The organism is Vibrio sp. 99-70-13A1 (assembly GCF_013114625.1).
In the GTDB taxonomy this organism is placed as follows: domain Bacteria; phylum Pseudomonadota; class Gammaproteobacteria; order Enterobacterales; family Vibrionaceae; genus Vibrio.
In genome coordinates this window covers 135,210-149,122 of sequence record NZ_VTXD01000004.1, presented here as the reverse complement: position 1 = coordinate 149,122, position 13,913 = coordinate 135,210, and the positions used below count along the sequence as shown (strand labels likewise).

Genomic DNA, 13,913 nt, shown 5'->3' with positions numbered 1-13,913 from the left:
ATAAAAAAGACGAAATTTAAAAGGATGCCTCATGTCTAATCCATTACTGACTTTCACGGACTTACCTCCATTTTCTAAAATTTTACCCGAGCACGTTAAGCCAGCTGTTGAGCAAGTGATTGCCGACTGCCGCAAAAAAATCGAACAAGTATTAGAAGGTAATACTTCACCAACTTGGGACAACCTGGTTGCGCCAATTGATGAAGTAGATGATCGCCTAGGTCGAATTTGGTCACCAGTAAGCCATATGAACTCGGTAGTGAATAGCGATGAATTACGCGATGCGTATGAAAGTTGCCTACCTATTCTTTCGGAATACGGTACATGGGTTGGCCAACACAAAGGCTTATTTGAAGCGTACAAATCGATTAAAGCGAGTGATGAATTTTCGACGTTAACCCAAGCTCAGAAAAAGACAATTACCGATGCACTGCGTGATTTTGAATTATCAGGCATTGGTTTACCTGCTGATGAGCAATACCGCTACGGTGAAATCAGCAAACGTATGTCAGAGCTAGGCTCTCAATTCTCAAACAATGTGCTGGATGCAACCATGGGTTGGAGCAAGCATATTACTGATGTTACCGAACTTGCGGGCATGCCTGAATCTGCACTTGCGGCGGCGAAAGCAACAGCTGAATCTAAAGATTTAGAAGGCTACCTACTGACGTTAGATATCCCATCATACTTACCAGTAATGACTTACTGTGATAGCCAAGCATTACGTAGAGAGCTTTATGAAGCTTACGTTACTCGTGCTTCTGATCGTGGTCCAAATGCGGGTAAATGGGATAACTCAGAGCTGATCACTGAGCAGCTAAAATTGCGCCATGAAATTGCGCGTATGCTTGGTTTCTCTACTTACAGCGAAAAGTCACTGTCGACGAAAATGGCTGAGACTTCGGATCAAGTTCTAGGCTTCCTAAATAACCTTGCAGTAAAAGCAAAACCTCAAGGTGAGAAAGAAGTAGAAGAGCTACGTCAATTTGCTGAAAAAGAGTTTGGCGCATCAAATCTTGAATTGTGGGATATCGCTTACTACAGCGAAAAACAAAAGCAAAACTTGTTTGAAATCTCAGACGAAGAATTGCGTCCATATTTCCCAGAAGAAAAAGCAGTATCTGGACTCTTTGAAGTACTGAATCGTGTATTCGGTATGTCAGTAAAAGAGCGCACAGACGTGGACACTTGGCACGAATCTGTACGTTTCTTTGATATTTTTGATGCAACTAATACATTACGTGGCAGTTTTTACCTTGACCTTTACGCTCGTGAGCATAAGCGCGGTGGTGCGTGGATGGATGATTGCCGTGGTCGCCGTATTACGGAATCTGGTGAGCTGCAAACCCCGGTCGCTTACTTAACGTGTAACTTCAATAAACCGGTTGGTGATAAGCCAGCACTGTTTACGCATGATGAAGTCGTTACTTTGTTCCATGAGTTTGGTCATGGTATTCACCATATGCTGACTCAAGTAGAAGCAGGTGCAGTTGCCGGCATTAACGGTGTACCTTGGGATGCCGTTGAACTGCCAAGTCAATTCCTAGAGAACTGGTGTTGGGAAGAAGATGCACTTGCCTTCATTTCTGGTCATTTCGAAACGGGCGAAGCTTTGCCAAAAGAAATGCTAGATAAAATGCTGGCGGCGAAAAACTTCCAATCAGCGATGTTTATTTTACGTCAGCTAGAACTAGGCTTATTTGACTTCACTCTGCACGCAGAATACGACCCTGAAATTGGTGCGCGTGTTCTTGAAACGCTGCAAGATGTAAAAGCGAAAGTGGCGGTACTACCAAGTGTTGAGTGGAACCGTTTCTCGCATAGCTTTGGGCATATCTTTGCTGGTGGCTACAGCGCGGGTTACTACAGCTACCTATGGGCTGAAGTACTGTCTGCTGATGCGTTCTCTGCGTTTGAAGAAGAAGGTATTTTCAATGAAGCAACCGGCCAACGTTTCTTGAATAACATTCTGGAAATGGGTGGTAGCGAAGAACCTATGGAGCTATTCAAACGCTTCCGTGGTCGTGAGCCACAAATTGATGCGATGTTGCGTCACGCTGGTATTGAAGCGTAATTAAAGCTGCATAAAGTAAAAGGCTGAACTTATGAGTTCAGCCTTTTTTGTATGCGTCTATTTTAGCTTTATTGACTGAGCCGTTTAATCTTTACCCAAGTTATCTGTATTTCCCCAAACTATTTCTAATACCTAAACTATCTCTAATACCAAAAGTCGCACTATTACCGAAAAGTATCGTTAGAGAGCTAAGGGTTCACATTGCGGTTGATTGGGTTTTGCAGGGAGATCAGCGTTTCTGTAGATTGCACTTCATCAATAGCTTGTAGCTTATCTATCAATACAAATTGCAGCTCTTCAATCGACTTACACATCAACTTTACAAAGATATTGTAGGCACCTGTCGTGTAATATGCCTCGACAACTTCATCCAATGCATTCAGCTTTTCAATGGCGGAATGGTAATCTCGTGCGGCGTTAAGATTGATCCCAATAAAACAACAAACGTCGTAGCCCAGTTTTTTTGTATTGACGACCACTTCTGTTTTCTCGATGACATCAGCGGCTTTCATTTTTTCAATACGAACGTGAATGGTGGCTGGGCTAACATCAAATTGCTTCGCCATCTCTGCATAAGGAGTGCGAGCGTCTTCCATTAGGGTTTTTAGAATAGCGCGATCCAGATCATCTAGGCGGGCTGTTGTCGTCGACATACAAAATCCTTGTACAGAGTGAAAAACAGATAGCTAGAGTACATTTCATAGCCAAGGGTGATAATATTAACAGTATCTACATTGATAAGGTCAACTCAGTGCGCTTTTCGTTATTTATTCTCATGATGGTTTGCAGTTTTTTTGCTATTGCACAGCAAAAGGAAATCGCACAACAGAAAGAAATAGTTCAGCAGAAAGAAATGGCGAAACCGAAAGATGTTTTGGTTGTGCATTCGTACCATCAAGGCTTTTTTTGGACAGACGATTTTCAAGGTGGTCTATCAAAGCCGCTTAATGACGCAGGTATCTCTTATCGGGTGGTGTATTTAGATGCTAAGCGGGTACAAAGCCAAGCGTATTTAGAAAAAGTTTATCAGCTTTATAAATCAAAACTGTCCCATGAAGAATTTTCAGCTGTAGTGGTGAGCGATAACATTGCATTGCATTTAATGCAGCGCTTGGCTCCTGAGTTAAAAGGCACTCCGGTCATTTTTGGGGGAATTAATAATTACTCACCAGAGATGCACACAGGCTTAAACGCGACGGGCATCACTGAAGATATTGATATCCTTAATAACTTAACCTTAATTCAACGCCTGCAAGCAACAGTTGAGACAGTTTATGTGGTATCTGACTACTCCGTGACAGGAGAAGCCGTCCGAACTCAGGTGGATGCTTTTCTAGATCAGAACCCTGAATTTGATGATCTTGTAGAACATTTTATTCCTAAAACTTACCAAGAACTTATCCAGTTTTCTCAGCGAAGTGACATGACCCAGAGTGTGCTGTTTTGGGTTTATTATCGAGATCATAATGGTTACATCAGTACTGAAAATGATTGGCGTAAGTTAAACCAGTTAACTAATGTTCCCATTTATATGGTTCATGATTTGGGGCTCGGTTTTGGTGCCGTTGGCGGGGTGATTCAAAGTGGTTCGTCTCAAGGTCGAGAAACCGGTGAAGTGCTCGTTAATGTATTAGCATCACCCAATGAGCCTCTCCCAATAGCAAAATCAGGTTCTTCTGAAGTTAAGTTAGACCATCAACAGCTTAGCCGTTGGGATCTAGGCACTGAAAATGAAGCGTCAGTAACATTGCTCAATAAACCCGAGTCATTTATGACTCGTTATCGCGATGAAATTCGTACCGTTGGTAGTGTTTTCTTATTGATGACGATTGTTATCTTCACATTGATTTATTATTTGAACCGGCTACGCATCAGCGAAAAAAGCAGCCGAAAGAGTCAGCTATTATTAGAGTCTATTTTTGACCAAAGCCTGCAATTTATGGGGATTGTAGAAAAAAATGGGGCGCTGATTTCAAGTAATACACAGTTGCATGAGTTGCTTTATAACCAAGGCTATAAGCTGGGCTCACCACTCTTTGAGCATCAGCATTTGGAAGATTCGGCTAGTCAAACTTTAAAAGAATACTTCACAGCGGGCGCACCCTATTCAGCGCTTAGGTTTGAAGGGGAAGTGTGGTGCCAAGACCGAGGCGCAATGGTATTGGAAGTTTCATTGAAACCAATGCCCAATTCAGAAGAGGTTCAATTCTTATTAGAAGCAAGAGACATTACTTCTCGTAAGTTAACTGAAAATAAACTGTTTCAGCGCGAAGCGAATTTGAAACTGTACTACGACAAACAGCCCGTCATGATGATTACCCTAGATGGGAATAACCGTATTCAACAAGTGAACCAGTTTGCTGAGCAATTACTGGGTTACCCGCTGGATGAGTTGTTAGGTCATCGACCTAGAGAGTTCTACGTCGAAAAGAATGTCATGATTCCACGCCAAGTTTTATTGCTTCCTCAGCAGTATTTGAAAGGAGTATGGCGACGAGATATTCAATATCGTCATGCTGATGGTCGCACGATATGGATTCGTGAAAACATTCGTCCGTTAGTCGATTCAGATCAATTACTGATTGTCGGCGAAGACATTACAGAAACTCACGCCCTTTCAGAGCAGCTTGAATACCAAGCTCGTTATGACTTATTGACGAACACGTTTAATCGTAATCACTTTGAGCAAGAGCTGGATAAGGCACTAAAAGAAGTCGCGAGCCATATGCGAACTCATGCGATGTTATTTCTCGATCTCGACCAACTTAAAGTACTGAATGATACCGCAGGGCATGAAGCCGGAGATGCTGCGATTTTATTTTGTGCAGGGTTACTTGAAGACGTTTTACCTTACAACGCGATTTTAGCGCGTATGGGCGGGGATGAATTTGCCGTGCTGCTAAAAGACTGCACAGAGCGAGATGCTATCAATGTTTGTCGCAGCATTATTTCGACGATGAGAGAAGCCCCATTCCTGTGGGATGACATTCGCCTAAATTTAACCAGTTCAATTGGTATTCGCTTAATTGACCATACGGCTTCTTCGCCACAAATGGTTCATGCCCAAGCGGATGCAGCTTGCCATATTGCCAAAGAAGAAGGGCGTAATCGTTATAACCTTTATCATCAAGATGATGAGGATTTACGCCGCCGTCACTTAGAAATGGAATGTGTGAATTTGGTTCATGATGCATTGGCTCATGACCGTTTAGAATTGTTTGCTCAGCGCATTTTAGGTCTAGATAGTGGTCATGAAAAAATGCACTTTGAAATATTAGCCAGAATAAAGAACAACAAAGGTGAATACATTTCACCGGGGATATTTGTTCCTGCCTCTGAACGCTATAACATCGCGCATAACATTGATCGCCAAGTGATAAAGCAAACCTTGCAATGGTTAGAAGAGAATTTTGAAACCTTTGATGACTTAGGGTTATGTTCGATTAACCTATCGGGTCACTCGATGGGGAACCAAGAGTTTATTGATTTCTTTTTAGAGAGTTTGAAAAACTCTAGGGTACCAAGCTGTAAGATTTGCTTAGAAATCACGGAAACAGCAGCCATGAGTAATATGAATCAAGCCATTGAGTTTTTCACAAAAGTGAAAGAGCTGGGATGTTTGATTGCTTTAGATGACTTTGGTTCGGGGTTGTCTTCGTTTGGATATTTGAAAAAGCTGCCTGTCGATATTGTAAAAATTGATGGTCTCTTTGTGCGAGACATTGATGTCAATGAAATGGACAGAGTCATGGTCCGTTCTATTAATGACCTAGCGAAACAGATGGGTAAGCGAACCGTCGCTGAGTTTGTTGAAAACACTCAGATTATTGACCGACTCATGGAGCTGGGTGTCGACTATGCTCAAGGTTATATCATTGGCAAACCCAAGCCATTGGCGGAGCTGGTGGAAGAACTGATTCAAGAGAAAAACATTTAACAATGTCCAATGGCTAGCTGGCACAGCTTGATGAGAACGCTATAGCAAAACGCAATAATAAAACTGCTATAGATTCATGTGAGAGAAATGTGCATTTATCGCCACATCATCTAATACTTATTTTTGAGGCAATCAGGTAAACTGCTTGCCTTATTTATTTGCCCTCTCAATGTGATTGAGATTTAAATACCGACCTGCTGGAGACGACCTTGCAACTACAACTGATCTGCGAAGATGCTAATCAAACTGATCGCCTGAATGATTTAGCTGAACGCTGGAACTTATCTCATGATGATGCCAGTGATTTCGCCTTGGTACTGACTAGTGAAAGGTTAGAACTTCGCAAGGTAGATGAACCTAAGCTAGGTGCGATCTTTGTTGATTTAGTGGGCGGGGCTGTGGGTCACAGGCGCAAATTTGGTGGCGGGAAAGGTCAAGCTATTGCTAAAGCTGCTGGGTTAAATAAAGGGGCAACCCCCACGATTTTAGATGGTACTGCTGGTTTAGGGCGTGACGCGTTTGTATTGGCATCTTTAGGATGTAAAGTTCAAATGGTTGAGCGCCACCCTGTAGTTGCCGCGTTGTTAGATGACGGTTTAGAGCGTGCCAAGCAAGATGCAGGTATTGGCTCATGGGTTAGCGAGCGCATGAGCTTAATTCATGCTTCAAGCCATGACGCGTTAGATAAGCTCGCCAATGATCCAAACTTTCAACAGCCAGATGTTGTGTATTTGGACCCAATGTACCCACACCCTGAAAATAAAAAGAAGTCAGCTTTAGTGAAAAAAGAGATGCGAGTCTTTCAATCTTTAGTGGGTGCAGATTTGGATGCAGACGGTTTATTACAGCCAGCTTTGTTACTGGCGAGCAAGCGTGTTGTCGTCAAAAGACCTGATTATGCAGATTGGTTAGATGAGAAAAAACCAAGCATGGCAATCGAGACTAAAAAGAACCGTTTTGACGTGTATGTAAAGGCTTCAATGACTTAGCGAAACGCGGTTTTATTTAACCGACATAAATACGAAAAATTACTATTTATTGCTTGCGGTCGGTGAATTCTAGATGTATATCTAACTAAGAATTATTACCATTCTTAGCTGGAGTTGTAGAAATGGCTAAACGTTTTTGTAAGCTGAACCGACGAGATATCACTGAACATTTAGGTGAAATCCATAACCTTGTGACGGAACCTAAATTTGTGTGCCGTTCTTGTGCGCGTTCGTCTGCAGATAAAGCCAATCTATGTAAGCCATCAGCAATACCACCTGTGGGTTGCCAAACTAAGTCGGTAGCAGAAAAAGCGGCTTGTGGTCTACTTGCTGAAACGCTTCCAATTCCTGAATTGACCTTAGCGGATCAAATTCCAGTGGCATTTTCGGAGCCCCAAGCTGAAGTTGTGCAAATCTTCGAACCTACCTCCAAGGCAACCTCTGCTTTAACAGCGCAGGCTCTAAAAATTGAATCGCTAAAAGACAAAGCGCTTAAGAAAAAAGCGGAAAAAGCGGCTCAAGTTAGTGCTGAGGCATTAGTTGGTGTAAAAGTATTAGTTCGAGAGAAAAACGACAAGCTCGATCGCAAAGAATTGAAGCGAGCAAAAAAATCGCTTAAAAAGCGTGAAAAGTACAATAAGAAGCTAGCTAAAGTAGTGAAACAGCAAAGAAAGTTGCTTAAGAAGAGCCAAAAGCTTGAAAGCCAATTCGAAAGAATGAGTGCACATATTGAAAATGCAGTATTGAATGAAAGCCAAATCGCAGGTTCAACCAAGCATATTCACTAACTACAATCAGGCTTCTCTCTTTGCTAAGCAAGCATAAAGATTTAAAAAATAGCGACTGTCACCAGTCGCTATTTTTATTTGTTAGCGGGCTTGTGCAACTCGCTTTTTTACCCAAGTTTCATTGACCCACAATGACAGTAAAATAATACCGCCACCAATAGAAAGTCTGACTAAATCGACGTCTCTATTCCAGATCAAAATGTTTACTACAAGCCCCGCAGGAACGAGTGCGTTATTCATCACCGCTAAAGCCCCTGCATTAACCAAACACGCGCCTTTGTTCCACACAAAATATCCCAAACCTGAAGCGATTAGCCCTAAATAAATAAGTACGCCCCATTGTAATGGTGTGGTCGGTAGTTTTTCTGGATTACCTAGGAGCATGAAAGCAACAGATGCCACGCATAACGCGCCTAAGTAGAAGTAGCCAAAGACAGTGTGTTGCGGTAAATCAATGGATTCCTTCTCCATCACCACTTTGTAGCTCACCTGACCAATGGCAAAGCACAGGTTCGCCGCTTGTACCACTAAGAAGCCCATTAAGAAATTTTCATTAATCCCTGCAAACTTTATGAATACCGCGCCAAGTACTGCAATTGCAGCAGTCACTAAATACCAAGGAGAGAAGCGACCTTTTAGGAAATCATAAAAAAGAGTGACGTAAATCGGGGTGAAAACCGTAAAAAGAAGCACTTCAGGAACAGAAAGTAGCAGGAAAGATTGGTAGTAGAAGCAATACATTAATCCCAATTGAATACCGCCAATCGCCATGAGTTTGGCAATTAAAGGTTTTGGGACATTACGGAATTTTAAAAAAGGTAAAAAGACGAGACCGGCTAAGGCAACGCGCATTAATACCGAGAACCAAGCATCTACCTGACCTGCGAGGTAAACGCCGATCAAGCTAAAGGAAAACGCCCATAGTAGGGTGACTGCAGCTAAATAACTCATATATCGATCTATTTGTTAAATGAATGCTCTGCAGTCTACCGAATCTTGTAGTCCTAGTCTTGAGAATCCCGTAGGGGTACGACCAGCATATCAACAGGAGACGCGTTGATCAGTTGGCGAGTGGACGAAAGTAATTTGCTCCAAAAATCTTGATGGTGCCCACAAACCACTAAATCGACATTAAATTCGTTAATGGTGTCGCAAAGCTCATTACTTAAATCACCACTTCCGACTAAAGTATGAGTGATTGGATATTGAGCGTGTTCTGCAAAATTTTGCAGTTGAATGCGAGAGGCTTCCATCGCGTTATGTTGAGTTTCAGCCATGTTGATGTCAATAAGCCCGGTATAAAGCTCCGCGTAGTTGATATCAATATGAATAAAAGAAACTTTAGATTCTAACGGTTTGGCAAGCGCTACCGCCTTATCTACCAATAGCTTACTGTCATCGGACAAATCGACGGCGACTAAAATATGTTGGTAACTCATACTGCTATCTCCCTATTATCGGTCTTATTATAGATTAGCACCGTCCTGTACGTTTTTTTGCCAGAGTGATCTCATATCCATTGTATTGCGTAGGAATACTAATCTTGTTCGGTGAAGTATTGGACTAAGAGATATCGCTTAATTAGTGATATAGTAAACCAAATTAAAGAGGTAACTAGGAGACTTTAATGCTATCTAAAACTATGGTCGAACAACTGAATGAGCAAATTAATCTAGAATTTTTCTCATCCAATCTATACTTACAAATGAGTGCTTGGTGTGAAGATAAAGGATTTGAAGGTGCAGCTGAGTTTCTGCGTGTTCATGCCGTAGAAGAAATGGAACACATGCAACGTCTATTCACTTACGTGAGCGAGACAGGTGCAATGCCAATTTTAGGTGCTATTGAAGCTCCAAAACATGAATTTGGTAGTTTAGGTGATGTGTTCCGTGAAACTTACGAACATGAGCAAATGATTACTCAACAAATCAACAAATTGGCTCACGTTGCTTTTACATCACAAGATTACTCAACGTTTAACTTCCTGCAGTGGTACGTGGCTGAGCAGCACGAAGAAGAGAAGTTATTTAAAGGCGTTCTAGACAAGTTAGAGCTTGTTGGTGAAGACGGTAAAGCACTGTTCTTCATTGATAAAGATTTAGCTCAATTGGCAAAAGATGGTTCATCTTCAATTATGGAAGCTCCTGCAGCGTAAAGCTGTAAGAAAATAGTCAGCTGATTGTCTTTTTCTTTTGAGCGTCGATGAAGATGTAGGGAGGAAAGGATGATCAGCGGAGACACTATTCTATTTGCGCTTATGTTCGTGACATGCGTTAACTGGGCTCGTTATTTAACGGCTTTACGAACATTAATCTATATTATGCGAGAAGCTCACCCACTACTTTATCAACAAGTAGATGGCGGCGGGTTCTTCACCACGCATGGCAATATGACTAAGCAGGTTCGTCTGTTTAGCTATATAAAAAGTAAAGAATATCATCATCATCACGATACTATGTTTATCACTAAATGTAGCCGAGTAAGAGAGCTATTTATCTTGTCGGTATCTTTACTTGGGGTAACACTGCTTGCTGCATTCATAGTGTAGAGCTAAGCAAATAGACATGGAGTGGAACCGTTTTTGGTTACCACTGAGCTGGGTAATTGATCATCAATTGCAAAGTTAAGTTTTGCCGCTAAAATAGCGGGAAATTAGTAAGGATGTGCTGTTAATGCACATCCTTTTTTATTGGTGAAATCACCACTACAGGACGTAGCTCGGCTGATCAGTAAGTAAAGAGTTAAAACAGACCACTATGAGTGAAAAATTTGATGTAATCGTAATTGGCGCTGGCGCAGCCGGTCTAATGTGCGCAGCAGAAGCGGGAAAACGCGGACGCCGAGTACTTGTGGTCGATAATGCGAAAAAGCCCGGGCGTAAAATCTTGATCTCTGGTGGTGGTCGTTGCAACTTCACTAACTATGATGTGACAGCGAATAACTTCCTTTGTAAAAACCCACACTTCGTTAAGTCTGCTTTATCTCAATATACCAACTGGGATTTCGTTTCAATGGTATGCAAACACGGTATTGATTTTGAAGAGCGCGATCATAGCCAGTTATTCTGTGTAAATGATTCCACGGCAAAAGACATCGTGAGCATGCTGCTAGAAGAGTGTAAGCAAGCGAATGTTGAGCAGCGCTATCGCTGTGATGTGCACTCAATTGAGAAGCAAGAATCCGGCTTCAAATTGCACTTAAATACAGACGAAGTGGAATGTGAATCGCTAGTGGTGGCGACGGGTGGGCTTTCAATGCCTAAGTTAGGTGCCACCCCGTTTGGTTATAAGATTGCAGAGCAATTTGGTTTGTCTATCATCCCAACGACGGCTGGCTTAGTGCCTTTCACGCTGCATAAAGCAGACAAAGAAGACTTTGCTGAGCTTTCTGGCATTGCCGTTCCTGCTGAAATTACCGCTCAAGATGGGACGCTATTTAAAGAAGCATTATTGTTCACTCACAGAGGGTTGTCCGGACCTTCTGTATTGCAAATATCATCTTTTTGGAAAGCGGGTCAAGCGGTATCAATAAACTTGGTTCCAGAAGCCGATGTGGATGCGTTATTGGAACAATCTCGTGAGCAACATCCGAATCAAAGTCTAAAAAACACACTCGCAAAAGTGCTGCCAAAGCGCTTAGTTGAAGTGTTAATTGAGCGTAAAGAATTAGAAGATAAACCGCTGAAACAGTTTAATGAAAAGCAGCTAAAGGCGATCACCGAATACCTAGAAAACTGGAAGATCGCGCCCAATGGCACGGAAGGTTATAGAACCGCGGAAGTCACGTTAGGCGGCGTGGATACTGACCATTTATCTTCTAAAACCATGGAATGTAAAACCGTGTCTGGTCTGTACTTCATTGGTGAAGTGATGGATGTAACGGGCTGGCTTGGTGGATATAACTTCCAATGGTGCTGGTCTAGCGGTTATGTTGCAGGGCAATGGGCATAATTTTTGTTCAGAAAACAATAAAGTTCTCCTATAAGCACTCTTGAATAATAAGTGTAGTACTTTTTAAGTCGCATAGCCGTCTAATCTTGATTGCTATGCGATGCTCCAAACTTTACTGATAACTCTATCAGATTAATCAATGACTCACTCCAAAGCACTAAATCTGTCCTATATTAAGAATGGTGACATGCTAAAAGGAGTGAGCTAATGAGCCAACAAGCCTTGATTTCTCGTCTCAATGAATTACCTCGAATTGAGAGCATCCTGCAAGAACTGCTTGAAATGGTGAATAAAGAAAACGTCGATTTCAATGAGCTATCGAGGAAAATGTCGATGGAGCAGGTGCTAAGTGCTCGCATTTTGAGGATGGCGAATTCTGCTCAGTTCGGCGGCAATAAATCAGTTTCTTCCATAAATGATGCCATCATAAGAGTAGGTAGTGGTGCGGTTCGAACACTCGTTTCATCTTCTATTCTTTCTAGCGCCTTTCCTAAAATTGAAACTCTAAATCTAAAAGACTATTGGTCTAATACCTTTGAAATCTCGATGATCGCCAGCAAGCTTGCCCCCAGTGTTGAGTTAGACCCGAATGAAGTGTTTACCACAGGTGTTCTACACAATATCGGTGAACTTATGATCCATTCCCTTGTGCCAGAGCAAGCCGTTGAAATATCCAGACGGGTTGAAGGTGGTGAAAGCATGTTGAAGGTACAAAGAGATGTGTTATCGACAGATGCCCCAGAATTAGGGGCTCGCTTGGCGCAAGCGTGGCAATTCCCTCTTGAAATGGTGGATGCAATTGCTAACGTCAATAGACCGGGTAAGGCGCGCGTATCTAAAAAACTTGCCTGTTTGCTGTATTTCGCAAGAGAAGTGAATAAACGTTGGGATTCATTTTTAGATGATGCCGAAAAACAAGATTTCTTACATAGTCACCCTGCGGCTATGGCACTCAGTATCTCGGATGAGATGATAGCAGTGATTGACGAAGTTCGTGGCCAAGGTAGTGAGTTAGCGTATGAGCTGTTTTCTGATTAGATAAATGAGAACATTTAAGTCTGTCCATTCACAACAAAGCGGCTAGTTCATTGGAAGGTGAACTAGCCGTTATCTCATTGTTCGAAGGCTATAAAGAGGATGATGAATGTTTAGGAGCTTGGGCTTTCTACCGCGCTCTTTTTTGAAAATTTAATTTGCTGTATGACCAAACCTACAATGATCAGCACTAAACCGAATAACGTTGAAGGATGAATGTCTTCCCCAATTATGGTTGCCAGCAGCATTAATGAAATAAAAGGTGATGCAAAAATCAAGTTGCTGATACGAGCGGTATTGTTGGTTAACTTCAACGCTGAAAGCCACAAAACAAACGTAATGCCCATCTCAAAAAGCCCTACGTAAGTGACGGCCATCCAGCCTTTCGCTGTTATATGATCCCAACTGTTTCCTTCATAAATCGCTAAACCAATCGCAATTGGTAGCGCGACTAAGAAACCTAAAAGCACACCGACTACCGGGTCGGCTTTATTTTTGGTGTTGAGAATCCAGTAACCCGCCCAAAGCAATGTGGAAACCAGAGCAAGAGCAACGCCGAATGGGCTGTCAAATTCTAACCCTAAGAGATCGCCTTTGGTGGCAATCACGACTACACCCAAATAACTGAAGGTGCAGGCTACCCAGTCTTGCTTGCGAATCTTTTGCCCAAGAAATACAGCTGCCATGAGTGTGAGGGTGATGGCCCAACTGTAGTTAATGGCTTGCGCTTGTGATGCAGGCAGTAAATCGTAGGCTTTGAAAAGTATCAGGTAGTAGGCAAGTGGGTTTACTAACCCTAATAATAAGTAGTACCAAGGGTTTGAGAAAAAGGTCGTACTTAGCTGAGAAAGTTTACCTTGGAAAAAGCAAACCGCAATCAGGGCGAAGGAAGAAACAACGCTGGCAACCGCGAGCATTTGAATGGGTGAAAATTCAGCAAGGGTGAGCTTAAAAGCGGTGGCAACCGTTGACCAAAGCAACACAGCAGAAAGACCAAAGCCTAAGGCGCGACGTTCGTTCATAGCAACTCATTATTATTGTTGGAATAGGATACGGAGGTCTAGTCTATCTGTCGAAATTTAATACGGCAAACTGGACATTTATCCAGTATCAAAATACCATTTAAAGAGTCACTCCTAA

General features: G+C 42.3%; 12 protein-coding genes. 8 read left to right on the top strand and 4 right to left on the bottom strand.

The window, feature by feature from the left end; translation table 11 throughout:
• The first annotated feature begins 31 nt into the window (after positions 1-31).
• Entirely contained in the window at positions 32-2,074 is a 2,043-nt protein-coding gene (gene prlC, locus F0226_RS05355) for an oligopeptidase A (protein WP_171734682.1), read from the top strand.
• A 188-nt stretch (positions 2,075-2,262) separates the two neighbouring features.
• Here prlC and asnC read toward each other — a convergent pair whose 3' ends face one another.
• On the bottom strand, positions 2,263-2,727 hold the full coding sequence (asnC, locus tag F0226_RS05350; protein ID WP_137373898.1) for a transcriptional regulator AsnC: 465 nt from the start codon (positions 2,725-2,727) through the stop codon (positions 2,263-2,265).
• 98 nt (positions 2,728-2,825) lie between these two features.
• Here asnC and F0226_RS05345 point away from each other — a divergent pair, with 98 nt between their 5' ends.
• The 3 genes from F0226_RS05345 (at position 2,826) to F0226_RS05335 (ending at position 7,788) form a co-directional block, all read left to right on the top strand.
• Positions 2,826-6,011: an EAL domain-containing protein gene (locus F0226_RS05345; RefSeq protein WP_345776507.1), complete on the top strand. Its 3,186-nt coding sequence runs from the start codon at positions 2,826-2,828 to the stop codon at positions 6,009-6,011.
• A gap of 209 nt (positions 6,012-6,220) precedes the next feature.
• A complete protein-coding gene (locus tag F0226_RS05340; RefSeq protein ID WP_171734681.1) occupies positions 6,221-7,000 on the top strand; it encodes a class I SAM-dependent methyltransferase in 780 nt (259 codons plus the stop codon).
• 122 nt (positions 7,001-7,122) lie between these two features.
• On the top strand, positions 7,123-7,788 hold the full coding sequence (locus F0226_RS05335; protein ID WP_171734680.1) for a hypothetical protein: 666 nt from the start codon (positions 7,123-7,125) through the stop codon (positions 7,786-7,788).
• Between the two features lie 81 nt (positions 7,789-7,869).
• Here F0226_RS05335 and F0226_RS05330 read toward each other — a convergent pair whose 3' ends face one another.
• Together F0226_RS05330 and uspA are read right to left on the bottom strand one after the other, a co-directional pair.
• The gene (locus F0226_RS05330; RefSeq protein ID WP_171734679.1) at positions 7,870-8,739 is read right to left on the bottom strand and encodes a carboxylate/amino acid/amine transporter; all 870 of its coding nucleotides are present in this window, start codon (positions 8,737-8,739) and stop codon (positions 7,870-7,872) included.
• 53 nt (positions 8,740-8,792) lie between these two features.
• Positions 8,793-9,227, bottom strand: a complete 435-nt coding sequence (uspA, locus tag F0226_RS05325; protein ID WP_171734678.1) for a universal stress protein UspA — start codon at positions 9,225-9,227, stop codon at positions 8,793-8,795.
• Positions 9,228-9,415: 188 nt separating this feature from the next.
• On the opposite strand from uspA, the gene ftnA reads away from it, so the two are divergent.
• From ftnA to F0226_RS05305, 4 genes are all read left to right on the top strand, one after another.
• A complete protein-coding gene (gene ftnA / locus F0226_RS05320) occupies positions 9,416-9,943 on the top strand; it encodes a non-heme ferritin (RefSeq protein ID WP_137373903.1) in 528 nt (175 codons plus the stop codon).
• Positions 9,944-10,012: 69 nt separating this feature from the next.
• On the top strand, positions 10,013-10,336 hold the full coding sequence (gene uspB, locus F0226_RS05315) for a universal stress protein UspB (RefSeq protein ID WP_137373904.1): 324 nt from the start codon (positions 10,013-10,015) through the stop codon (positions 10,334-10,336).
• 208 nt (positions 10,337-10,544) lie between these two features.
• Entirely contained in the window at positions 10,545-11,738 is a 1,194-nt protein-coding gene (locus F0226_RS05310; protein ID WP_171734677.1) for an NAD(P)/FAD-dependent oxidoreductase, read from the top strand.
• Positions 11,739-11,945: 207 nt separating this feature from the next.
• A complete protein-coding gene (locus F0226_RS05305) occupies positions 11,946-12,776 on the top strand; it encodes an HDOD domain-containing protein (RefSeq protein WP_171734676.1) in 831 nt (276 codons plus the stop codon).
• Between the two features lie 110 nt (positions 12,777-12,886).
• Here F0226_RS05305 and F0226_RS05300 read toward each other — a convergent pair whose 3' ends face one another.
• A complete protein-coding gene (locus F0226_RS05300; protein WP_171734675.1) occupies positions 12,887-13,795 on the bottom strand; it encodes a DMT family transporter in 909 nt (302 codons plus the stop codon).
• Positions 13,796-13,913 lie beyond the last annotated feature (118 nt).